This is a genomic window from Haloarchaeobius litoreus (assembly GCF_024495425.1).
GTDB lineage: Archaea > Halobacteriota > Halobacteria > Halobacteriales > Natrialbaceae > Haloarchaeobius > Haloarchaeobius litoreus.
In genome coordinates, this window is record NZ_JANHJR010000004.1 from 205,373 (window position 1) to 226,290 (window position 20,918).

Annotated in this window: 18 protein-coding genes and 4 pseudogenes; 10 read left to right on the forward strand and 12 right to left on the reverse strand. The window is 61.9% G+C overall.

Annotated features, from left to right (window positions below):
- The 4 genes from NOW55_RS18615 to NOW55_RS18630 all read right to left on the reverse strand — a co-directional run bounded on the left by NOW55_RS18615 (position 1) and on the right by NOW55_RS18630 (position 5,065).
- Positions 1–420, reverse strand: coding sequence for a DUF302 domain-containing protein (locus NOW55_RS18615; protein WP_256401624.1), 420 nt, complete (start codon positions 418–420; stop codon positions 1–3).
- Positions 421–633: 213 nt separating this feature from the next.
- Positions 634–2,064: a multicopper oxidase family protein gene (locus NOW55_RS18620; protein ID WP_390293717.1), complete on the reverse strand. Its 1,431-nt coding sequence runs from the start codon at positions 2,062–2,064 to the stop codon at positions 634–636.
- Positions 2,054–3,202 (reverse strand): MBL fold metallo-hydrolase, encoded by a 1,149-nt coding sequence (locus NOW55_RS18625; protein WP_256401626.1) that lies wholly within the window; start codon positions 3,200–3,202, stop codon positions 2,054–2,056. The genes NOW55_RS18620 and NOW55_RS18625 overlap by 11 nt, the downstream gene beginning before the upstream one ends.
- A 78-nt stretch (positions 3,203–3,280) precedes the next feature.
- The gene (locus NOW55_RS18630; protein WP_256401627.1) at positions 3,281–5,065 is read right to left on the reverse strand and encodes a 5'-nucleotidase C-terminal domain-containing protein; all 1,785 of its coding nucleotides are present in this window, start codon (positions 5,063–5,065) and stop codon (positions 3,281–3,283) included.
- Positions 5,066–5,367: 302 nt separating this feature from the next.
- Between NOW55_RS18630 and NOW55_RS18635 the strand changes: the two genes are divergently transcribed.
- A complete protein-coding gene (locus NOW55_RS18635) occupies positions 5,368–6,153 on the forward strand; it encodes a sulfite exporter TauE/SafE family protein (RefSeq protein WP_256401628.1) in 786 nt (261 codons plus the stop codon).
- Between the two features lie 108 nt (positions 6,154–6,261).
- Here the strand turns inward: NOW55_RS18635 and NOW55_RS18640 are convergent, their stop codons facing one another.
- Complete coding sequence (locus tag NOW55_RS18640) at positions 6,262–6,618, reverse strand: four-helix bundle copper-binding protein (protein WP_256401629.1); 357 nt, start codon at positions 6,616–6,618, stop codon at positions 6,262–6,264.
- A gap of 645 nt (positions 6,619–7,263) precedes the next feature.
- Here NOW55_RS18640 and NOW55_RS20890 point away from each other — a divergent pair.
- From NOW55_RS20890 to NOW55_RS18650, 3 genes and pseudogenes are all read left to right on the forward strand, one after another.
- Positions 7,264–7,570, forward strand: a pseudogene (locus NOW55_RS20890) (four-helix bundle copper-binding protein).
- 135 nt (positions 7,571–7,705) lie between these two features.
- Entirely contained in the window at positions 7,706–8,707 is a 1,002-nt protein-coding gene (locus tag NOW55_RS18645) for a potassium channel family protein (protein ID WP_256401630.1), read from the forward strand.
- Positions 8,708–8,886: 179 nt separating this feature from the next.
- The gene (locus tag NOW55_RS18650) at positions 8,887–9,090 is read left to right on the forward strand and encodes a hypothetical protein (RefSeq protein WP_256401631.1); all 204 of its coding nucleotides are present in this window, start codon (positions 8,887–8,889) and stop codon (positions 9,088–9,090) included.
- A gap of 169 nt (positions 9,091–9,259) precedes the next feature.
- Here NOW55_RS18650 and NOW55_RS18655 read toward each other — a convergent pair whose 3' ends face one another.
- On the reverse strand, positions 9,260–10,576 hold the full coding sequence (locus NOW55_RS18655) for an RNA-guided endonuclease TnpB family protein (protein ID WP_256401632.1): 1,317 nt from the start codon (positions 10,574–10,576) through the stop codon (positions 9,260–9,262).
- Positions 10,577–10,619: 43 nt separating this feature from the next.
- On the opposite strand from NOW55_RS18655, the gene tnpA reads away from it, so the two are divergent.
- On the forward strand, positions 10,620–11,018 hold the full coding sequence (tnpA, locus tag NOW55_RS18660) for an IS200/IS605 family transposase (protein ID WP_256401633.1): 399 nt from the start codon (positions 10,620–10,622) through the stop codon (positions 11,016–11,018).
- 120 nt (positions 11,019–11,138) lie between these two features.
- On the opposite strand, the gene NOW55_RS18665 is transcribed toward tnpA, so the two are convergent.
- The 5 genes and pseudogenes from NOW55_RS18665 to NOW55_RS18685 all read right to left on the reverse strand — a co-directional run.
- Positions 11,139–12,314 (reverse strand): inorganic phosphate transporter, encoded by a 1,176-nt coding sequence (locus tag NOW55_RS18665; RefSeq protein ID WP_256401999.1) that lies wholly within the window; start codon positions 12,312–12,314, stop codon positions 11,139–11,141.
- Positions 12,315–12,324: 10 nt separating this feature from the next.
- A complete protein-coding gene (locus NOW55_RS18670; protein ID WP_256401634.1) occupies positions 12,325–12,783 on the reverse strand; it encodes a YeeE/YedE family protein in 459 nt (152 codons plus the stop codon).
- Positions 12,780–13,337 carry a YeeE/YedE family protein gene (locus NOW55_RS18675; RefSeq protein WP_256401635.1) on the reverse strand — a complete coding sequence of 186 codons (558 nt, stop codon included), beginning with the start codon at positions 13,335–13,337 and terminating at the stop codon, positions 12,780–12,782. Before NOW55_RS18675 ends, NOW55_RS18670 begins: the two co-directional genes overlap by 4 nt.
- A gap of 12 nt (positions 13,338–13,349) precedes the next feature.
- Positions 13,350–13,601, reverse strand: a pseudogene (locus tag NOW55_RS18680) (MBL fold metallo-hydrolase); the annotation flags it as partial.
- A gap of 282 nt (positions 13,602–13,883) precedes the next feature.
- Positions 13,884–14,138, reverse strand: a pseudogene (locus NOW55_RS18685) (Lrp/AsnC family transcriptional regulator); the annotation flags it as partial.
- Between the two features lie 157 nt (positions 14,139–14,295).
- Here NOW55_RS18685 and NOW55_RS18690 point away from each other — a divergent pair.
- The 4 genes and pseudogenes from NOW55_RS18690 (at position 14,296) to NOW55_RS18705 (ending at position 19,592) form a co-directional block, all read left to right on the forward strand.
- A complete protein-coding gene (locus NOW55_RS18690) occupies positions 14,296–14,493 on the forward strand; it encodes a heavy-metal-associated domain-containing protein (RefSeq protein ID WP_256402000.1) in 198 nt (65 codons plus the stop codon).
- A 534-nt stretch (positions 14,494–15,027) separates the two neighbouring features.
- The gene (locus tag NOW55_RS18695; protein ID WP_256401637.1) at positions 15,028–16,977 is read left to right on the forward strand and encodes a heavy metal translocating P-type ATPase; all 1,950 of its coding nucleotides are present in this window, start codon (positions 15,028–15,030) and stop codon (positions 16,975–16,977) included.
- A 438-nt stretch (positions 16,978–17,415) separates the two neighbouring features.
- Positions 17,416–18,222, forward strand: a pseudogene (locus NOW55_RS18700) (hypothetical protein); the annotation flags it as partial.
- Between the two features lie 191 nt (positions 18,223–18,413).
- Positions 18,414–19,592, forward strand: a complete 1,179-nt coding sequence (locus NOW55_RS18705; protein ID WP_256401639.1) for an inorganic phosphate transporter — start codon at positions 18,414–18,416, stop codon at positions 19,590–19,592.
- A 78-nt stretch (positions 19,593–19,670) separates the two neighbouring features.
- Here the strand turns inward: NOW55_RS18705 and NOW55_RS18710 are convergent, their stop codons facing one another.
- Positions 19,671–19,934 (reverse strand): DUF7571 family protein, encoded by a 264-nt coding sequence (locus NOW55_RS18710; protein WP_256401640.1) that lies wholly within the window; start codon positions 19,932–19,934, stop codon positions 19,671–19,673.
- A 180-nt stretch (positions 19,935–20,114) separates the two neighbouring features.
- Here NOW55_RS18710 and NOW55_RS18715 point away from each other — a divergent pair, with 180 nt between their 5' ends.
- Positions 20,115–20,321 (forward strand): cold-shock protein, encoded by a 207-nt coding sequence (locus NOW55_RS18715; RefSeq protein ID WP_256401641.1) that lies wholly within the window; start codon positions 20,115–20,117, stop codon positions 20,319–20,321.
- Positions 20,322–20,918 lie beyond the last annotated feature (597 nt).

Here is a 20,918-nt window from a genome sequence, read left to right on the forward strand (position 1 = left end):
CTACTTAGCCTCCGACGAGGATTCGGATTCGTCAGCGACACTGGTGAGGACGCGCTCGAACCGGTCGTGGACCTCGTTCGCGATTGAATCGAGCGCCTCGTTGTCGGCGATGTCGATCAGCTGTTGCGGATCGACTGCACTCACCATGACCTCGCCGGCATCGGTTTCGTAGACGATGACGTTACACGGGAGGAGTGCGCCGAGTTCAATCTCTTCGGTCAGTCCCTCGTACGCCAGCGGGGGATTGCATGCGCCGAGAATGCGGTACTGGCGGAACTCTTCGCCGAGTTTCTCCTCGAGCGTCGCCTGGATGTCGATGTCACAGAGGACGCCGAATCCTTCGTCTTCGAGCGCTGCGATCGTCGTGTCGACGACGTCGTCGAACTCGCCGGTGACCGACGTCTGTATTGTGTATTCCATGGAATATCGTACTCCGCCCACGGGGTTAACGGTTGGGTGCCGCAACGGCGGGCGCTGGGGATGTGGTGCACCGGTTGGAACAGCAGTTGTTCCGGTCATCCGGTACGTTCGAGCTGTGTTCGCCGTCGAACGACACTCGACCCGTCTCCCGGAACAGGAGCAGTGCCACAGGAACGACGGCGTGAACGATCCGGAACCGGACCTTCAACCCCGTCACTCGACGTATCTCACGACACGCGCCATCCCTGCATCGAGATGGTACAGGTTGTGACAGTGGAACAACCACCGGCCGGGGTTGTCGGCGTGGAAGTCGATCGTCACCTGCCCTCTCTGTCCGGGGACGATGACCGTGTCTTTGATCGCGTTGCCGACCTGGAAGAAGTGACCGTGGAGGTGCATCGGGTGGACGACCGGGCTCATGTTGGTCATCCGGATGCGGACGTGTTCCCCGGGCCGAATCTGGAGCGGATCGGCGTCCGGGTAGGCCTGCCCGTCGATCGTCCACGTGTAGGACTGGCCCCTGCCACGGGAGAGCGTCAGATCGAACGTTCGATCCGGACCGCCACTCACCCCGTCGAGCGAAGAGATTGCCTGCAAGTCACCGTACTGCAGCCGGTTACTGGCCGACGACGGGCGCTGTGGGCTCTCCCCGCTCGCTGACTCGTACTCGACGACGGCTGTCGCTGGTGGTTCGTTTCCATCGAGCGCATCCGCTTGAACGGCCCACGTGCCCGGGTTCGTCGCCTCAATCACGGCGTCGTAACGCTCACCGGCTCCGAAGACGAACGAGTCCACGTCGACGGGTTCGACGGGTCGACCATCGGCGTGGGTCACTGTCATCTCGTGGCCTGCGATTCGTACACCGAAGACTGTCGCGCTGCCGGCGTTCACGAACCGGAGGCGCACCCGCTCTCCTTCTGTCACTTCGAACGTCGGTGGATCCGCTGGAAGCCGACCGTTGATCAGGAGACCCTCGTACGGCGGCCGAACGTCTCCCATCATCCCGCCTCCCCCACCCATTCCACCACCGTCGCCCATCCCTCCGTCCGAAGGAAGTTCCGGCTCTCCGGGGAGGTAATCGTCGACGACGACGACGTACTCGCGGTCGTACTCGACGTGTGGGTCACGTTCTTCGACGACCAGTGGACCGAGCAATCCACGGTCGAGCTGGAGCCCGACGTGACTGTGGTAGAAGTACGTCCCGGCGGGTTCGGCACGGAACGTGTACGTGAACGTATCACCGGGAGCGACCGGGTCCTGGGTCACGTTCGGCACGCCGTCCATCGGATTCGCGACGGGAATCCCGTGCCAGTGAATCGTCGTCTCCGCCTGGAGTTCGTTGGCCACCTCGACGCTGAGCACGTCACCCTCCTGAACGCGTAGCTCCGGCCCCGGGAATCGACCCTCGTACATCCAGTTGGTCGTCGACGTCTCGGGGGCTGGTCGGATGGTCCCGGACGCCGCAGTGAGGGTGACGGACGTATCCGGCTCGGCTGAAACTGTCGAGCGGGGCGGCACCTCACGACCCCCAGCCTGGTCGGAGCCCGATAGCTGACCGATACAGCCCGCGAGCGTGCCGAGACTTGTCGTCCCCGTCAGCTGGAGGAGTCTGCGACGGGAGAACGAGTGCTGTCTACGCGGCACAGTTGTTCGGCCCCAGTTCGAGTTCAGTCGCCTCGTTCTCGTCGTCGACGGTGTCTTTGCCGGTGTTGATGGCGATGACCGCCTCGTAGTTCGGGGGCTTCTCCGGGACGTCCTCGGTCAGGCGCTCGACGAACGCGTCGCGGTCCAGCCCGAGGAAGTCCAGTTCGTCGCGGAGGTCCCCGAGCCGGGCTTCGAGGGGTTCGCCCGGCGAGCCGTTCTCGTAGCGGCCGTCGCTCGTGACGGTGAGGTGGCCCGGCAGGATCGTCGTGTCGTCTGGGAGGTCGAGGATGGTCTCGTGGAGCGAGTCGTACAGCAGTTCCGCTCCACGGGAGGCGTCGTCCTCGCCGAACTGGAGTTCCGTCCGTCCGACGGAGTCGACGAACAGCGTATCCCCCGTCAACAGGAGCTCCCCGTCGACGAGGTAGTTCATCATCTCCGAGGTGTGGCCGGGCGTGTGCAACGCCTCGATCTCGACGTCGCCGACCTCGATGACGTCGCCATCCGATAGTGGTTCGTATTCGTACTCGACGCCGCGCTCGCTGGCCCCTTCGCCGAGGTGGTAGGGCACGCCGACCTCGTCGGCGAGTGTCGGGCTGCCCGAGATGTGGTCGGCGTGGACGTGCGTATCGAGCACGCGCGCTATGGAGAGCCCGGCGTCCTGGGCTGCAACTTTGAACTGGTCGGTCTGTCTTGTCGCATCGACCACGGCGGCGTCTTTCGCCTCCTTCGAGCCGACGACGTAGCCGAGACAGCCCTTCGCTCGGCGCTGGACCTGTCGAACGACGAGGTCGTCGCTGGACGTCTCGATGGGGACGACCTCGTAGAGTTTGCTCCACTCCTCCATCCCGCCAGTAACGACCGAGACGTCGTCGTAGTCGTGCTCTTCGAGGTCGAACGCGAACGGCGTCGACGATATACCGCTCCCGCAGATGGCGACAACCGGCCTCCCGTCGACCAGTGCGTTCACCTCGTTCAGTTGTTCCTCGCTCAAGCTCTCGTCAGGGTCGTACGGAACGTTCTCTGCGTCGCGTACGTGCCAGGCTTCGTAGCTGTCTTCGGGACGCACGTCGATGAGCGTGAACTGTTCGTCGGCGTCGATCTTGTCCGCGAGTTGTTCCGGAGTGATGTTTTCGACCATCGTATCTCACCTGTGTCGTGTCATGTGGTGTCCTTCGAGATCGCCGCTCGCCGCAGCTGTCGCGTGCGCTGTCGCCCCCTAGCGCGTTCGATTACGCCCTTCTTCGGGGAACGTGTTCCCGCGCGAAATCATGGCCGTCTCGCAGTACGCTTCGCCGTCCGTGTAGTCGACTCCGGGCTGGATGAACGGATACGGCCCGTCTGCGGGCGTGTTCTGGGCTCGGCCGCCATCGTCGGCGGTCTCGACCAGCCCCATCACCTCGTAGTCGACTGGCGAGTGGTCCTCGAGGTACTCGACGATGACGTTGACCGGTATCGTCCCGTCGTCGACCTCGACGTCCTGGAAGGGGAACCCGCAGTTGCCGAGGTCGCGTTCTGGGTCGCCGGGCCGGTGGAACGTCGCCACCGAGTACGTCTCCTCGGGGTCGACCGGCTCGCCGCCGACCTGCAGCTCGACGAGGCGACGGCCGCGCTTGGCCGTCGGGTCGACAGTCACCTCGACGTTCGAGGAGAAGTTGCGGACGCGACCGTCCTCCTGGTCGTAGGGGTACGGCGTGAAGTTGTCCTCGAGGAACTTCTCCATGTGGTTCGTGAGTTGCTGGCCGTAAGCGACGCCGCGGGCGACGGGCGTCGTCATCGGGAAGAACGTGTACAGTTCGCCGAGCGTAATCTCTCCGGGTGGGATTGCCGTCCCGTACCGGAACCCGTGCGAGACGGCGAGGTCCGTCTCGAAGTGCGCCTGCAGTGCGTCGTTGAACAGCGTGTTCCACGCGCTTTCGAGGAACGACTGCCGGTAGAGTGGTTTTTCCGTCCGGCCGACGACCGTATCGAGGGGCTTCTCGAGCGTGCCGGCCCCTCGCTCGAATCCCGGGTCGTCCTCGAAGAAGGGCGCGCGCACGGCTTCGACGGTCTCCGCCGCGTCGGCGTCAGGTTCCGGCGTGTGCTCGCCGTCCTCGGTCAGACAGTAGAGGTGGTGACGGAACTGTATCTCCCCGTCTCGAACTCGGAGGTCCACGCGGCCGAGCGCCTCGCCCATGCCGGACTCGACGACGACAGTCTCGGTCTCCTCGACGACGATGGGATCGTAGGTGTACTCGTGAGTGTGTGCGCTGAACATCACGTCCACGCTCGGGCAGTCCTTGGCGGCCTGGACCATCCACGGCAGGCCGATCTCGGTGACCGCGACCACGACGTCCGCGCCGGCCTCGCGAACGACCTGAGCGGACTCCTCGAGGAGTGCGGGGTGCTTGCCGAAGCGGTACTTCCCCTCGGAGAACGCGGGTGCCATCCGGTCGACGTAGACGTTCGTCATCCCGATGACGCCCACAGAGAGTCCACCGACATCGAGGATCCGATAGGCGTCGTATATCCGCTCGTCGGTCTCCCAGTCGTAGAGGTTGTTCGCGAGAATCGGGGCGTCGAGGCCGTCCATCAGCTCCACGAAGTTGCCATCCTCGGCGGCCTCGTTCGAGAAGTCCCAGTTGCCGGGGACGTAGACGTCGGGCGCGAGGTGGTCGTTGATGGGCTCGAGCATCGCTCGCCCATCGGTGTAGGTGGTCACGGCGGAGCCGTGGAACGTGTCGCCGCTCATGAGCGTACAGACGTCGTGGTGCTCGCGGAGTTCGTCGAGTTTGGCTGCGAGCAGGGGGATTCCGCCGCCCCGCTCTACGACGCGGTCGTCGTCTCCGAAGTCGAGGTTCGGCTTCGACGTCGGGTTGTCGTAGTAGACCTGATGGCGCGGCGTCAGCTGTCCGTGGAGGTCGCTGACGTGAGCGAAGACCACGTCGGCGTCATCGTTGCCGTCTCCGACAGGGACGCCGCCGAGGGACTGCCACTCGCCGATATCCGTTTCATGCTCGTTCATCGTGATGTGACCGTCGTTACAGACATCGAACGTTCGGAACGTCCGGGTATAATTATCCAGACAGTACTCGAGTATCGAAGCGCACGAGCCCAGCGTTCACAACTGCTGTCACTGTCAGAGCGGCCGGACTCGCCGGCGGCGTCAGGGTGGAGCACGGACCACGTGAATCGCGTTTTGTCTCGGATTCGAACTGTAATCCAGCGTTCGCTTACTGCTTCAGAGGGGAGCATTACAATGGAAGATGCAGTCGAAGTATCGCCCATCCAGATCCGTGATCTACCGGGAGAATGGAGGCAGGAGTAATGACGAGTGACTGGGTAACGACGGGGCTGTCTGCGGTCGTCATCCTCGTCGCGGCCGCCGTTCACGGTATTGCTGGGTTCGGCTTCGCGCAGGTGTCGATGGGCATCATGCCGCTGTTCCGGTCGCCCTCGAGCGCGTCGATCATCTTCACGGCAACGGCGGTGGTGGCCAACGCCCGCGTCTTGTGGAGCGTCCGGGACGCGTTCGACTGGGAGAAGTGGATCGTCCCCGTCGCTGGTCTCGTCGTCGGGATGCCGCTCGGCATCGTCGTGTTCAGTCGGTTCGACGCGGCACAGATGCGCGTCGCCATCGGGGCGGTGCTCGTGCTGGCTGTCATCGTCGTCGGTGCGACCCAGCAACTCGACGCCGTCACGGACTGGATCGAGGAGAAGGAGTACAGGCCGGGGAAGGTAGTCGGCGCGACGGCTGGGCTGCTCGCGGGAATCCTCGGCGGTGCCGTCGCCGTTCCCGGCCCGCCGATGATCGTCTACGGGGCCTTCATGTCGGCGAGCGGGTTCTGGAGCGACGAGGAGATGAAGGCCACGTTCACCGCCTTCTTCGGGACGCTCATGCTGTACCGCCTCGGGAGTCTCACCTACACGGGAGCGGTGACGACACCACTGATGATCGAGGCTGCCGTCGCCATGCCGATGGTGTTCCTCGGTGCCTGGGTCGGCGTGTACATCTTCGACCACATCCCCGAGCGCATCTTCCAGTGGCTCGTACTGGTGTTACTGGCCGTGAACGCGTTCGTCCTCCTGTTCACTGCGGTTCCGGAACTCTAAGCGCGGTCGGCAGGGTTCTGTACCGGGATGCCGGTCTTCTCCCGGACACTGGTTGGAGCCACCAGACAGCATCGCAACGGGCTGGTTCGTGTGCTGTTCGGGCGTCGGTCAGCTGCTCATCATGTTCCGACAGCTCTCGGCGCATTCCGTGAGAACCTCGGCACAGACCTGGCAGTGCTCGTCATCGTGACGCCCACATTCTTCGGCACACTCCTCACAGGCACCGGCGCAGGCTTCGGCCAGTTGTGGGCTGTAGTTGGAGTCGCGAGCCATGAACCGGGCGTGCAGCGTCGTGAGATCGGCGACGTCGCGACAGAGACGAGCACACGCTTCCATCTCCTCGTCGCCGAGACACTCGTCTGCACACCACTCACAGGCCTCAGCGGCTTCAGTGCAGATCTCGATGCACTCGCGCGCGTCGTCGTCCAGGTGGTCGATCTTGGAGAGTGTTTCGGCAAGGGACATTCCACGTCCCCGTACTAGGCCAATCTATATCGTTACACGGCCGATATTGTGTCTGGTCGCCAGAAGGTGTCGAAGAGTGCGGGCACACCGAGCGGGAACGCGATGAACTGATGACCTGCGCTGGGACAGACAGCCTGAGAGGCCGACGGGGCGATGGAACTCGGTCCCATTATACGGCCACGGGAGAGCGTTGTGGAGGGCATAGCCTCTCTTTCAGGGAGTCGAGTATCGGCCTCGTAGTGAGGACGGTAATACACGAATGTCGCTCGTCTCGAGGGCAAGCACCCACGACCACGGTTCCAAACAATTCTGGATCTGCAGTAGAGATTGTTACTGCGCAGGCTCTGTTGAAATCCTCGTTTGGTGATAGTTTATCAAGTTCGTGCTGCAGACAACGCGCATATTCAGTATAGATAGCGCTGCACAATCAGGTTGACCGAACTGCTCAGTGTAGCGGTGTTGCGTATCCCCCGACGACACGCTTCGATAACAACACCTCACGGACAGCTATGTATACTTGAATCCAATCGTCTCCCCGTCTCATCTTTCGTGTAGACCGGAGAACCACAGTGGGTCTTCCTATTACCCCTCGTTTGGCCATATGCTGTTGGTAACAAAGCGTGGTCGCATGGACGAAGATGTGTAATGGCTCTGACTCAGATCGGCCACGTAGCGAGAGCGAAATAGCGGCTGAATGTATCGATGACTGTCTCGAAACGGCCCAGGAAGGGAGGAGTGTGCCCGGCTCTGTCGAGACGCTGCCGATCTCACGACGCTACACGCGCGCTTCATGGGGGACTCGAAGTACAGTTCCCAGCTTGCAGAGACCTGTGCCGATGCCTGTGAGGAGTGCGCTGCGAAATGTGAGCGCCACGATGCAGAACATTGCCAGGTCTGTGCCGACGTGCTCCAGCAGTGCGCCGAAAGTTGCCGCCAGATGGCGAACGCGTAACGGAACGACCGACGGTATCTCCTACGTTCATCAGCAGACATCGCCAAGGCACGGTAGATCCTCAGACAGGTCTCACCAGATGACAATCCAGATTATACGACACAGTTCGAAAACCGACTTTAGCAGTTGGGCAATATGAATCTGCTCCCCCTCGGTGTTGGCGTAGTCTTGCTCCTGTTGGCCGTGATCGACATGCTCTGGACGACGCTGTGGGTCGACGGGAGAGCGGGTCCCCTCACCTCCCGTCTGATGTCCAGTACCTGGAAGGTACTCAAGAAGGTGTCCGGTAAGCGGCATCGCGTGCTCTCGCTTTCCGGACCGATAATTCTCATCCTCGGACTCACCATGTGGATTGCACTTCTCTGGAGCGGATGGACGTTCCTTTTCGCAGGCGGCGAGGAGAGTCTCATCGACACGCGAAACACCGGCCCGATCTCCTGGACAGAGCGATTCTACTTCGTCGGGTACACGGTCTTCACGATGGGGAACGGAGATTTCACGCCGAACGGCGGGATCTGGCAGGTCGCGACAGCGCTCACCACGGCCAGCGGGATGTTCTTTGTCACGCTCAGTGTCACGTACGTTCTCAATGTTCTCAGTTCCGTGACACAGAAACGCTCACTGGCGAGCAGCATCCACGGACTCGGTGAACAGAGTACTGAGATTCTCGAAACGAGCTGGGACGAGGGCTCGTTCCAGGGACTAGACGTACCGCTAAACCTGATCGCGAACCAACTCGGTACGCTGACAGCGAACCACAAGGCGTACCCCATCCTCCACTACTTCTTCACGCCAGAGAAATCGCAGGCACCGACGACAAACGTCACCGTGTTGGACGAGACGCTCACGCTTCTCCGGTTCGGCGTCGCCCCAGAGCACCGTCCGAGTGAGCCAGCCATCAAGCAAGCCCGGTCGAGCGTCCAGACGTACCTTGATACACTGGAGAGCGGGTTCGTCGGACCAGCGTCGCAGTCCCCCCCTGCCCCCGATCTCGAACAGTTGCGCGACAGGGGGATTCCTACAGTCGCGGACGCGGAGTTTACCGACTCGCTTGTAGAGGTAGACGACCGACGTCGACTTCTACTGGGCCTCGTTAAATCCGATGCACGAAACTGGCCCAACACCGACAGTCAGTAGGAACCACATACAAGTTATGTTCCGCGTCTGGAAAATAATACCCGTATTGCCGAGCCCGTCCTCCAAGTTTAGCACGTCATTCTTACCACTCTTTGAAGGGCTCAACAGAACCCACCAGCCAAAACCGAGTGAGAGCACAAATCAAAATAGTTTTTGAGAGTAGTGGGCGAACTATACACATGCCCTCTGAGAAGGTCTGTCCGGACTGCGAGGAACCATTAGAGCAGATGGAGTTACAAGGAACCGACGTCATGGGAACGCTCTCTATCATCTCAGAAGCATCAGACGACGGGTTTCTTAGCAGCCTCCAGGCAGACGAAATCCTCACTCCAGTTCCATACGTCTGTCCCGAGTGCCGACGAACTCTCGTGTATGCGGAATAGTGACCAAGAAACCGGATTCGAGACTCCTCACGAACTGCATTGTACGACAGACCGAGAATCCGGCCCAGTAGCTGCGTTGCCCCATCCACTGATTGGTTAGTGAATCTCCTGTACTGATCGGTAAACGACCACGGGTCGGGTGACCCGTGGCTTTTCTTGTTCCCTCAGCCTACGTCGATAGCACTCCACGCGAAGCGATTTCGCGGGATGAGGATGGGCGGTTTACAGAACGCCCCGACCCGGACAGGCTCACCTTCCGAACAAATGGTTGGGTTTTGCGAGTCCGGTAATTAACCGATTCAACGTCCACGTTAGCGTGTTTTGCCCTCGCTCGCCACGCCACGTTCACACTCGCGTTTCGGTCAGCATGGTCTTGCTGAACCGCACACGACTCATTCGTACAGCGGAACCGCCGACCTTGGCGGTAGCCACGGTGTCCACAGCACGAACACGACTTCGAGTTGTACGGCGACTCCACCGTCTCACACGGAATCTGATTCCACGTCGCTTTGTATCGAACCTGTTGCTCGAACTTGTGGAACGGCAGTTTGTGCAGACGACGGTTCATGTATGTGCCGTACTTGATGGCGTCTCGAATCCCACTCAAGTCCTCGAACACGATAACCGGATTCGGGAACTGTTGAGCGAACTCCACCACAACTCGGGACATCCGATGAAGAATCCACCCGGTGTAGCGTTCTTCTTTCTCACCGAGTTGGTGGTAAATGGAGTGTTGGCCGTGTTCTTGACAGCGTTTGGTGATGGTGTGGTAGCGTTGGCGTTCGGCTTTCACAGAGCCGTAGTCCAGCACGAGTGTTCCGAGCGTGTCCATCGTCTCACGATCAAGAGCGGTGAGTGCGATGTTACGCTCGTTAATATCGACGCCGACGAGAGTGTCAGCGTCTTCAGGTTCAGGCACTTCAACCTCTGTTTTGACCGTGACGTGTAGGTAGTACACGCCATCTCGGTACAGAAGTTCGACCTGTCCCAACGACCACTCGTCATCCGCTAAGGCTGACTCGATGAGGGTGAGGTCTTCTGGTCGCCCTCGAAGGTGCCCTTTCACCTTCTTGTACGGCTTTGGACTCACACGGAATCGAATACGGTCGGTCTCGTCGTTGTAGGTGAGTCGGTAGCCTTCGGTGTGCGCCATAACGAGCGGGTATGCTCCCTTCTTGTCCGTGGCCGGTGGTGACGGTTTGCCGACGTTGGTGTCGTCTTGGTCGTGCCACCAGTTGAGGAGTTCTTTGTAGGAGTCCCACGCTTGCAGGGCTTTCCCGACGACCGCACACTTGTTGTTCCGAAGAAAGCCATCGCGGTCAACTTCCTTCTGAATCTCGGTGCGTGAGTAGCCGTTTTGTTTGAGTCGGAGTGTATCGTTGGCGATGTCTCGTGCGGTGTAACGGGCATCTTTGAGCCACGACCGCTCACCAGACTCTATACAGAGTCGAGTGCGTGCGGTCTTCGTGACTGCTTCGATACCCATATCTTGACTATCGAATCAAGTGATAATAAATGTAGGGATTCAGATGGGAGACTACAGGAGTCATGCACATTCGGTTAGTTTGTGTAAGTATCATTTCGTGTGGTGCTCGAAGTATCGCCACGGGATGTTGGAGTTAGTTCGAGACGAACTTGCGGAACTGTTCCAAGGAACTGCTGAACAGTTCGGTCACGAGATTGTGTCAGTGGAGATTGCCACAGACCACGTTCACTTGTTCGTGGAGGCTGACCCGAAATGGAGTCCTGCCGAGATTGCAAAGCAGTTCAAGGGCTGCTCGAGCCGAATGATTCTGAAACGTCACGCGGAAATCAAACAGCAGTATTTCTGGGGAAGTGGGTTGTGGAAGGATGGATACTACGTTGGGACGACTGGTGCTGTTTCCGAGGACGTAGTTCGTCGATACATTGAGGAGACGGAACATTAGGCAAGCGTACGCGATTCACCCACGGGTCAGGTGACCCGTGGAACTCTCGCTGTTCTCTGTAGATGCGATACGGCCGCCCTTGGCGCTCGCGGTACAGTAGGCCGCGCTCCTCGAGAGCGCTCACAGTAGGAGGAACGCGGCGGCGTACGCGAGCATAAACGAAAGCCCGAACGACCCTGCCCACGCACCCACAGTCACGAGAACTTTTCGCGCATCCACCGCATCCCACCCGCCGACAGCGGCACCGCTCCCGATGATGGCGCTGACGACGATCTCGTTGAACGAGACCGGGACGCCTAACAGGACTGCCAGCTGTGCAATCAGGAACGACGGCACGAGCGCCGAGATGGACCGCCGCGGTCCCAGCGACGAGTAGTCCCGGGCCAGTGACTTGATCATCCGGGGAGCACCGGTCCACGAGCCGACGAGCATTCCTAGACCGCCGCCGACGAGCACGGTGAACGTCGAGACCACCCCAACCTCATCAAGCAACGGTAGCAGCGGCCCGACGGCGAGCCCGACCTGGCTCCCGCCCGCGGAGAACGCCACCAGCGACCCGAGTGCGAGCAGCATCCGCCGCAGGCCACCGCGTTCGTCGCGACTGACGTCCCACCAGACGACGGTCGCGACGGCCAGCGCCGCGAGGCCCGTAATACCGACCGCCACCGCGAGCCCGTCGATTGCCAGCACCCGATGTCCGAGACCGCGGACGGTCCCTGACGCGCTCCCCTCACCCAGGAAGCTGAACTGGACATTCACGAGAACGGCGCCGACGAGACCGGCGAGGGCGGGAATACTGTACCGTTCGGGAACATAAGGACGGGGGAGGAGGCTCGCGATGGTGAACGCGATGCCACCGCCGACGAACGGCGTCAGTACCCAGACGGCGGCGATCTGCTGGTACTTCGACCAGACCGGCGTTCCGCCGAGGGCGAGGCCGACACCGATGACGGCGCCGGTCACGGTGAACGCAGTCGCGATCGGATAGCCGGTCGTGATGCCGATCACCATCAGCCCCGCGCCCAACACGAGCACGAGTATGACGCCGGCGACGGGCAAGCTGATACCGCCGACGAGGCCACTGCCGATGGCTTCCGAGACGTTGCCGCCCTGTGTAACGGCTCCGGCGAAGCCGAAAATGCCGACGAGGAAGGCGGCCCGCATCGTTGAGATGGCGTTCGCGCCGACAGCGGGTGCGAACGGGGTTGCGCCGCTCGACCCGGCACCGATGACCCATGCCATGAACAGGCTAGCGAGCGCTGCACCGACGAAGAGGACAATGAGAGCGGGGTCCATAGTCGCTGAGCTAGTCTGTACCCGTCGTGGCGGTATCACGCTCCTGGCTCCGGCTCCGCCAGTAGCCCTGTGCGTACGCGCCGAAGAACATCCCGGCGAGCGCCCAGAGGATAGTGACGTTTCCGACGCCGAGGCTCGCGTACGCGGCGCCCGGACAGATTCCGGACAGTCCCCAGCCGACGCCGAAGATGGCGCCGCCGACGAGGACGTTCCGGTCGAACGACTTCAGCCGGCGCTCGTAGGGGTCGCCCGTGAGGGGTGCGGCGTCGCGGATGCGGGGCATCACTGCGAACGCGATCCCGGCGACGACTGCGGCGCCGAACAGGACGAACAGGAGTCCGAGGTCATCGAACTGGAGGAAGTTCAGCACAACCTCAGGCCGGGCCATGTGGCTGAACCCGAGCCCGAACCCGAAGATCAGGCCGCCGACGAAGATCAGCGGCTTGAACAGCGGGTGCCGATCGCTCATGGGCTCACCCCCAGCGCGGCAACAACCTGGGCCGTCCCGATTGCCACGGTCAGATACGTCAGCACGGCAGCAATCGACGTTTTCGATGCCGAGCCGACACCACAGATGCCGTGACCGGACGTACAGCCCTTGCCGACCCGGGTCCCGATGCCGACCAAGATGCCACCGAGGAACAGCCGCCACGGTTGGACATCGGTCATCCAGAGCGTCACGCCGGCGACCTCGTACAGCTGGCCGGTCGTTCCGGGCTCGTACAGCGAGCTCGTGACCACGCCGGATTGGAACGTCGCAGCGAACGCCAGTCCGCCCAGGATGATGCCAGCCGTGAACACGAGCCGCCAGTCACGCGAGGCGACGTACTGCTGGAACCGTGACTGGTCGGAGACGTACGACAGCGTCGACTCCAGGAACGTACTCGCCCCGGCTTGGATCCCCGTTCCGATGTATATCAGGACGGTCCCGAGGCCGACGAGCAGTCCGCCGACAGCGTACCGGCCGACCCCGTTGGGGAACAGGTCGGCGACCGTCTGGAGCAGTACTGGGTCAGAGACCATCGGCATCGTTAGTCACCCAGCAAGCGAGCACTGGCTGGCGGCACAGTTGTTCGGTCCGAGATCGAGCGTGAACGGCTCCTGGTCGTCGACGGCATTCTGGCCGAGATTCGTCGCGCCGATGTCCTCGTAGGTAGCGGGCACAGGCGGCATATCCGAGAGGATCAGATTCACGAACTCGTCCTCGACCATCGTAAGTGCGTCCATCTCCTCGACCAACTCGCCGATGGGCGCTGTGTTCGTGCAGTCGTCAGCTGGTTCGGCGGCGTGATGAAGTACAGCTGCAGCCCCATCACTTCCATCGAACGGAAGAAGGCTGTCCTCGTACATACTATGAGAGAGTACGAGCACGACTCCCTAATGGTTTGCTGCGCGGTTTCACGAGGTGTCGAGAATTGAAGTGACCTTCCACATCGTCACCCCGTTCATGGGGAAGATGATTCAAGAGCCACGTCACCGTAGGACAAGGTATGAACGAACCGTCCCCGTTCGATACAATCCGCGAATTCGAGTTTGACGGCACTTCCTCACCGAGGAGTAGTCTCCTGTCTCCAGAGAGTCGTCGTTTCTGACCCGCTCGCGTACCGCGTCGAACGACTCGGACGGGAGATCCAGTTGAACGAGTACGGGCACCCCAGCTCTGAGTTTGGTACGGTCGACATCGATAGTGAAGTGGTTGATGACCCCGGTCTCCTGGAGCCGTGTGACGCGATCTGAGACGGCTGGCCCCGAGAGGCCGACCTCCTCGCCGATCACGCTGAACGGGCGACGGGCGTTCTCGGCTAACAGCGAGAGAATCTCCATGTCGGTTTCGTCCTATTCTCGCATACTGGCCGAAAAGGACGCAGGATACAATACTATTCCCCTGAAGATACTTTGGAATACGTCGTTTCACGGCAGTTCGAACAGCAGTATCGAAGTAGCAAACGACAAAGAGGAGCCGACCGTATTTCCCACCGGAATGAGTCAAACGATCACCGTCGAGGGAATGACCTGCGGCCACTGTGAACAGACAGTCGAAGAGGCGCTTCGAGGCGTGTCTGGCGTGACCGACGCCACCGCCGATCGCGAGGCCGAACAGGCGAGGGTCGATGGTGACGCCGACGTCACGGCCCTCGTGCAAGCCGTCGAAGACGCTGGATACACCGCCCACGCCTGAGAGCACCCAGAACGTTCGCGGGCGACCGCCCCGCCGTTCCCTTCCGAGTCCACCTACCCTGACCGTCCCATGCAGTATCAGGCCTCGGACGGTATAATGGGGAACGGTATCAACACCCAAGCGGGGAGCGGCACCAACACCCAACCCATGAGCAACCACCAAGACCACGAACGTATCCGGGACTCTCGGTCGGAAACCGGTTCCGAGGGACCCGTCTACTGCTGCCGAATCTGCCAGTTAGAAGCAGATGGAGGGGGGCGAGCGACGGATTCCTCGTCCGCCACGGAGCCTCCTCACTCCTCCGAGCACACGGACCACGACCGGACGGGCGAGACCACCACGGAACCCGGAAGCACCGACGAACACGCACACCACGACCACGAAGCCGGGTCCAGACACAGTCGCGCCGAGGCCAACCACGCCCATACTGGAGGGGATGAACACGATCCCGACGCACACGACCACGGCGGGGACGTCCACGGGGGAGAGCACGAAGATCACGGGGCCCACACCGATCACTCGGGTCACGAGCGGATGTTCCGGCGTCGGTTCTGGGTCTCGCTCGCGCTCTCGGTGCCGGTCATCTTCTTCAGCGAATTCATCCAGGACGTCTTCGGCTACACAGCCCCGACGTTCCTCGGAAGCGTCTGGATCACGCCCGTCCTTTCGGTGATCATCTTCGCGTACGGTGGCGTGCCGTTCCTCTCGATGGCCCGCACGGAACTCGAGAACCGTGAGCCAGGGATGATGATGCTCATCTCGCTGGCCATCACCGTCGCGTTCGTCTACTCCATCGCCAGCTTGTTCCTCGAGGGAACGACGCCCTTTTTCTGGGAGCTCGTCACGCTAATCGACATCATGCTGCTGGGCCACTGGATGGAGATGCGGTCGGTCCGGCAGGCCTCCGGGGCGCTCGACGAGCTGGCGAAACTCATGCCTGACACCGCCGAGCGTATCACCGAGAGTGGAGATACCGAGGAGGTGCCCGTTTCCGAACTCGGCGAGGACGATGTCGTACTCGTCCGTCCGGGTGCATCCGTGCCGGCCGACGGCGAAGTCGTCGAAGGCGAGTCGTCGGTCGACGAGTCGATGATCACGGGCGAGTCCCGTCCCGTTGACAAAGCGCCCGGAGTGGAGGTCGTCGCCGGGACGGTCAACCAGGACGGGAGCCTCCGCATCAAGATTACGAAGACGGGCGAGGAGACGACGTTGGCGGGCATCATGCGGCTCGTTGATGAAGCCCAGAAATCGAAATCCCGAACCCAGTTGCTCGCCGACCGCGCAGCTGGCTGGCTGTTCTATGTGGCACTCGGCGTCGCGGCGATTACGGCCGTCGCGTGGGTCGTCGCCACGGGGTTCAACATCACCGTCCTCGAGCGCGTCGTGACTGTACTGGTCATCGCGTGTCCCCACGCACTCGGCCTCGCCGTCCCGCTCGTCGTCGCGATCAACACCTCGACGGCTGCCCAGAACGGGATGCTCATCCGCGACCGCATCGCCATGGAGGAATCCCGGAACCTGGATACGGTGATATTCGACAAGACGGGCACGCTCACGAAGGGCGAACAGGGCGTCGTCGGCGTCGAGACGGCAGGCGACTGGAGTGAAGAGCGAGCGCTCGAAGTCGCCGCTGGTGTCGAGGGTGACTCAGAGCACATGATCGCCCGCGCGATCCGTGACGCCGCCGAGGAACGGGACATCCAGCGGGCGCAGGTCTCGAACTTCGAGAACTTCCGCGGACTCGGCGTCAGAGCTACTGTGGACGGCGAGACGGTTCATATCGGTGGACCAAACCTGATCGAGAAACTCGGTATCGAACGATCCGACGGCATCGCCGCCTTCGCTGAGGAAGCCGGTTCGAACGCAGAGACGGTCATCTACCTGGTTCACGACGAATCCGAAGCTGTCGCAGCGTTCGCGCTGGCGGACGTTATCCGGGACGAAAGCCGGCAGGCTATCGAGGCGCTACACGCGATGGACATCGAGGTGGCGATGCTGACCGGTGACTCCGAGGATGTCGCGAGGGCTGTCTCGGAAGAACTCGGTATCGACCAGTACTTCGCGGAGGTCCTGCCAGAGGAGAAGGACACGAAGGTCGAACAACTCCAGTCCGAGGGGAAATTCGTCGCGATGGTCGGCGACGGCGTCAACGACGCACCGGCGCTCACGAGAGCTGACGTCGGTATCGCCATCGGCTCGGGGACCGACGTCGCCATCGAGTCGGGCGACATCATCCTCGTCGACAACAACCCGCTGGACGTGGTACGGCTCATCCGACTGTCGAAGGCGAGCTATCGAAAGATGCAGGAGAACCTCGTCTGGGCGACCGGCTACAACGTGTTCGCGCTCCCGCTCGCGGCAGGGATTCTCGCACCCATCGGCATCCTCCTGTCGCCGGCGATCGGCGCGGTGTTCATGTCGCTGTCGACGATCATCGTCGCGATTAACGCCCGCCGACTCGGGGGAATCGATCTCTCGGTATGACGACGCTGTCCGTCGGTGGCTACGGGTCCGTGGGCCGGACGATAGCGGGAGAACTGGCCACGGCGTCCGTTGGACCGAACCCCCCTCTACGATGACCGCGTCCCGCTCCTCAGCAGCCTCCACGATTTGCCGGGGGTCCCTGTGGAGGCGTACGTCTCCCTCCCGCGCTTCAGCGTCACCGATACGCTCGGCCACCTGCTGGCCAACTCCGCGGGTGGACTTGCCAGTTGGCCCTCCGCAGTTGGGTGTCGTGTTCGTGGATTCGGCGCACTTCTCCCGCCATAAATAGTACCCCCGGAGAGGGATTCACGAGCCGACCCAATCTGTCTTTGCCAAGGTACTTGACTCGCAGGTCATTATACGTAGATACGTGAATATTCTAACACTCGACCAGCGGCGAACTTCTCTCGGAACCGAACGACACAGCCGGGGTGCACTGTGAACCCGAGTCGGGTCGACTCGATCGTCGATCTCGTTTACGGGCTACTGATCGCGATCTCGGTGGGGCTGATCATGGTCGCCGGGAACGCAATCGGCCTGGCGTTCGGATTCGGCGTCTTGATCTCGTACATCATCCACGTCGTCTGGAAAATGGCCAGGTTCGACCCCGACTGGATGACCACGGCGGTCAAGGAAACCGTCGAGGAGACGGTCGACGAGACGGTGGACGAGAAGGTCGGGGAAACGGTCGAGGAGACGGTGAGTGATACCGTCAAGGACACCGTCGAGGAGACGGTCAGTGACTCGGTCGAGGAGACGGTCGAGGAGAAAGTCGGTGAGACCGTCGAGGCGACAGTCGGTGAGACCGTCGAGAAAACGGTCGAGGAAACCGTAGAAGAGACCGTCGGTGAGACGGTCAACGAGACCGTCGAGGAGAAGGTCAGCGAAACGGTCGAGGAGACAGTCGGCGAGACAGTCGAGAAGACGGTCGAAGAGACTGTGGGTGAAACGGTCAACGAGACAGTCGAGGAGAAGGTCGGCGAAACCGTCGAGGAGAAGGTCGGCGAAACCGTCGAGGAGAAGGTCGGCGAAACCGTCGAGAAGACGGTCGAAGAGACTGTGGGGGAGACGGTCAACGAGACCGTCGAGGAGAAGGTCAGCGAAACGGTCGAGGAGACGGTCAGCGAAACGGTCGAGGAGACGGTCAGCGAAACAGTCGAGGAGACGGTCGGTGAGACCGTCGAGAAGACCGTGAGTGACACCGTCGAAGAGACGCTGGAGAAGGAGCTCGAATCACAGGCCGACGAAGCATCACAGGCCGTGCAACGGGACGGCGTGCTGGAGGACGGACAGACCGACGATGCGACGGCGGACGAGCAGTGGGAAGACGAGGATGCCACGGAGGTCTGGGAGGACGAGGCAGCCGAGGACGAGACGGAGACTGAGAACGCAGAGACCGAGAAAGAAGAGACTGAGAAAGCAGCGGAGGAGACCTGATGGTCGAGGCACTCCTCGTCGTCGGCGTTCTCGTCGCGATGTTCGTCGCATACAACATCGGTGGCTCGACGACGGGCCCCGCCTTCGGGCCCGCCGTCGGTGCCGACGCGATATCGAAGACGGCTGCCGCCGCACTGATGGGTGTCTTCTTCTTCATCGGTGCCTGGACCATCGGCCGGAACGTCGTGACGAAGCTCGGAACCGAGCTCGTCGTCAACACCAGCGTCTTCACGCTCGAATCGTCTATCGCGGTGCTGTTCTTCATCGGTGTCGCGCTCCTCATGGGCAACCTCTTCGGCGTCCCGGCCTCGACGTCGATGACCGCCGTCGGGGCGATCGCGGGGCTGGGCCTCGCCGGAGACGTTCTCGACCTCGCCGTCATGGCCGAGATACTCACCTGGTGGATCGTCTCGCCGATCATCGGCTTCTGGGTGTCGCTGATCATCGGTCGGTACTTCTACGCGCGACTCAACCGCATGGTCGCGATGGAACGCAGCAGCGGCCCGCTGTTCGACGTCGATCGTTCGGGTCCGGTTCCGATTCCACGCCTGCACCGGACGACCAACCGCCGAGAGCTGGGCGGGACGATAACCGTCGTCGCGATCGGCTGTCTGATGGCCTTCAGCTCCGGTACCTCGAACATCGCCAACGCCGTCGCGCCGCTCGTCGGCAGCGGTGAACTGGCGATGAACCCGGCGATCATCTTCGGCGGTATCGCCGTTACGGTCGGTGCGTTCACGATCGCCAGGCGGACGCTGGAGACGATGGGCAACGACATCACGGAACTGCCGCTGACGGCTGCCATCGTCGTTGCCTCCGTCAGCTCCACGCTCGTCATCTTCCTCTCGGCGCTGGGCATCCCCGCGAGCTTCGTCATCATCGCGACGATGTCGATCGTCGGCCTGGGGTGGGGGCGTGCGACCCGACCGGTGACCGTCCCCGAGGCCGTCTCCGGGAAGGAGTCCCCGCCGGTCACCGTGGATGCGCTGGCCGCAGACGAGGAAGGTGAGGAGTTACCTCCGATCGGCGAGGAGGACGCCGAGGATATCCCGAGCCCGGCGGGGCTGTTCAACCCCACGACGACCGCCAGGGTCGTCCTGATGCAGAATATCGTGCCCGCGATCGCGACGCTCGGCGCGTATCTCTGCTTCCGCTTCGTGCCGGTGTTCGGGTTCTGATTCCAGTGACGCGGCCGCGCCGGGACCCGCGGCTCGACCGACTTTCGCTGCGAAAAAGCGTTGGAGCCTGGAGACCGGTCAGGTCGACACGTGGTCCCGCGTCCAGCCGGGGTCGTGCCCGGTGTGGTCGATGATGTCGGACCGGCACGCCGGGCAGTAGTCGGGGGAGACGGTTTCGGGAACGTACACCGCGCCGCCACACTTCACGCACGCATCCACGTCGATTGTGACGCAGTCCGCACAGATGTTGAAGTCGTCAGCCGTGAGCTCGCGCAGGGGTTCGAGCTTTTTGTCCAGGAGATACTCGTCGATGACGGTCTGGCAGCTGTGGCACGGTTTCATTGCGATACGTGCTACACCTTGTGACGCCTCGGTAAATACCTGTCTGCCGAAGCAAGTTCCAGGGTCGGTTCCCGACTCGTCATACCTTCGGCCGAACGCTGGAGTCGCCTCTCGAACGAAAATCATGGTAACTACACCCTCGGAAGGGTTTTACCTCGGTGGAGTGTACGTTCGTTCGTAATGGCAAACGGTAAAGTTGACTTCTTCAACGACACAGGCGGCTACGGCTTCATTTCGACTGACGACGACGCTGTTGACGACGACGAAGACGTGTTCTTCCACATGGAGGACGTCGGCGGTCCGGACCTCGAAGAGGGTCAGGAAGTCGAGTTCGACATCGAATCATCCCCGAAGGGACCCCGCGCGACGAACCTCGTCCGCAAGTAACTCTCAGCCCGCCTGTCGTCAGTAGCGATAGTCGGCATTCGTTCTTTCAGACTGGGACGGTCCCAGTCGGATACCCAACGCTTCAGCCGTTGGCTTCCGCCGTACAGTCCTGGAAGCCTGGGCAGTCCGCGTCGTCGTGTCCGCCCGTGTCCTGCGATGGGACTCTGTGCGGAACAGGGCCTCTCCTCACTCATGAAGGTCGTCTGGACCCCGGGTTCGTCGTCGCGGTCCCGACCGACGCATGCTCGTCCACCTCGGTGTCGAGGAGTGGATGAAGAACCCGGGGGAGGTGGGCAAGAGTTCCGGCACCGCGGCCGCACCTGACTGACCAGCGGGCCGGTGAGGGACATCAAGCCGTACCGCGCCGTATCGGTCCACATGGCCACCACGAAACTGGACAGCCGTGCGTTCGTGCTGGCATGTGGACTGCGATGGTCGGGCGCGGTCGTCGTCCACGGTATCATCGCCCTCATCCGAGGGGCTGGCCGCTGGCAACGTCTGTTCGCGGACGTCTACCGGGCTACGACGCATGCTGAGAGGCTCACGGTCGGCGGTCTGAATTCCGGATGTACACGCTAGTCTCGGATTACCGGCGGC

Bases quoted from the DNA above. Each gene is read 5' to 3' on its own strand.
- NOW55_RS18715 (WP_256401641.1), top strand. From the start codon at position 20,115: ATGGCAAACGGTAAAGTTGACTTCTTCAACGACACAGGCGGCTACGGC.
- NOW55_RS18635 (WP_256401628.1), top strand. From the start codon at position 5,368: ATGACGAGTGACTGGGTAACGACGGGGCTGTCTGCGGTCGTCATCCTC.
- NOW55_RS18705 (WP_256401639.1), top strand. From the start codon at position 18,414: ATGGTCGAGGCACTCCTCGTCGTCGGCGTTCTCGTCGCGATGTTCGTC.
- NOW55_RS18710 (WP_256401640.1), bottom strand. From the start codon at position 19,934: ATGAAACCGTGCCACAGCTGCCAGACCGTCATCGACGAGTATCTCCTG.
- NOW55_RS18670 (WP_256401634.1), bottom strand. From the start codon at position 12,783: ATGAGCGATCGGCACCCGCTGTTCAAGCCGCTGATCTTCGTCGGCGGC.
- NOW55_RS18675 (WP_256401635.1), bottom strand. From the start codon at position 13,337: ATGGTCTCTGACCCAGTACTGCTCCAGACGGTCGCCGACCTGTTCCCC.
- NOW55_RS18655 (WP_256401632.1), bottom strand. From the start codon at position 10,576: ATGGGTATCGAAGCAGTCACGAAGACCGCACGCACTCGACTCTGTATA.
- NOW55_RS18615 (WP_256401624.1), bottom strand. From the start codon at position 420: ATGGAATACACAATACAGACGTCGGTCACCGGCGAGTTCGACGACGTC.
- NOW55_RS18645 (WP_256401630.1), top strand. From the start codon at position 7,706: ATGAATCTGCTCCCCCTCGGTGTTGGCGTAGTCTTGCTCCTGTTGGCC.
- NOW55_RS18650 (WP_256401631.1), top strand. From the start codon at position 8,887: ATGCCCTCTGAGAAGGTCTGTCCGGACTGCGAGGAACCATTAGAGCAG.
- NOW55_RS18665 (WP_256401999.1), bottom strand. From the start codon at position 12,314: ATGGACCCCGCTCTCATTGTCCTCTTCGTCGGTGCAGCGCTCGCTAGC.
- tnpA (WP_256401633.1), top strand. From the start codon at position 10,620: ATGGGAGACTACAGGAGTCATGCACATTCGGTTAGTTTGTGTAAGTAT.
- NOW55_RS18690 (WP_256402000.1), top strand. From the start codon at position 14,296: ATGAGTCAAACGATCACCGTCGAGGGAATGACCTGCGGCCACTGTGAA.
- NOW55_RS18640 (WP_256401629.1), bottom strand. From the start codon at position 6,618: ATGTCCCTTGCCGAAACACTCTCCAAGATCGACCACCTGGACGACGAC.
- NOW55_RS18695 (WP_256401637.1), top strand. From the start codon at position 15,028: ATGTTCCGGCGTCGGTTCTGGGTCTCGCTCGCGCTCTCGGTGCCGGTC.
- NOW55_RS18630 (WP_256401627.1), bottom strand. From the start codon at position 5,065: ATGAACGAGCATGAAACGGATATCGGCGAGTGGCAGTCCCTCGGCGGC.
- NOW55_RS18625 (WP_256401626.1), bottom strand. From the start codon at position 3,202: ATGGTCGAAAACATCACTCCGGAACAACTCGCGGACAAGATCGACGCC.